1 protein-coding gene is annotated in these 623 nt (G+C 62.4%); it reads right to left on the minus strand.

Annotated features, from left to right (window positions below):
* A partial coding sequence (locus HMPREF3173_RS24740; protein WP_218188859.1) for an Ig-like domain-containing protein occupies positions 1 to 623 on the minus strand: 623 nt, incomplete at both ends.

The raw sequence follows: 623 nt of genomic DNA on the forward strand, positions 1-623 counted from the left end.
GTCAGGGTGTAGGTGTAGGTGCCGTCTCCGTTCAGATGAATCTGACCGTATTGCCCGGCGGTATTGCCCACCAAGGTGTAGGTCAACGCACCGACCCCGCCTTGCACCGCACCGACCAGGGTGCCTGTCCCGGTCTCACCCGTGGAGGTTGGGTCGCTGCCGGTGACGTTGCCAGCCGCCAGGTCCTTGCCATCCTGATTCAGGTCCAGGGCTTTTTCATAAACCGTTACATCGCGGTCTGGGCCGATCACCGAAAGCGGATTGCCCTGCACATTGAGAGTGACGGTCGTGGTGCTCTCGTCGCCATCGGCGTCGCGGATGGTGTAGACGAAGGTGTCGGTGGCACCGGCACCCGGCACGCTGTTGGGGTTGGCGTGGTAAGTCGCCCAGCCGTTGGCGTTGATGACCAGGTAGCCGTAGTTACCCATGACCTGAGTGCCGACATCGCCATGTGCGGAAGTCGAGGTGTCGCTGCCGGCGCGCACCCCGACCACGACGTTGCCATCGATGACCTTGTCCGCACCCAGGACATCGTTGTAAAGCACATCACCACTCACCGTGTCGCCCACGCGTACGTTGGCCGAGTCGGCGTTGGCCTTGGGCACGTCGTCGACGATGTTGAT

This window comes from Pseudomonas sp. HMSC08G10, assembly GCF_001808425.1.
In the GTDB taxonomy this organism is placed as follows: domain Bacteria; phylum Pseudomonadota; class Gammaproteobacteria; order Pseudomonadales; family Pseudomonadaceae; genus Aquipseudomonas; species Aquipseudomonas guariconensis.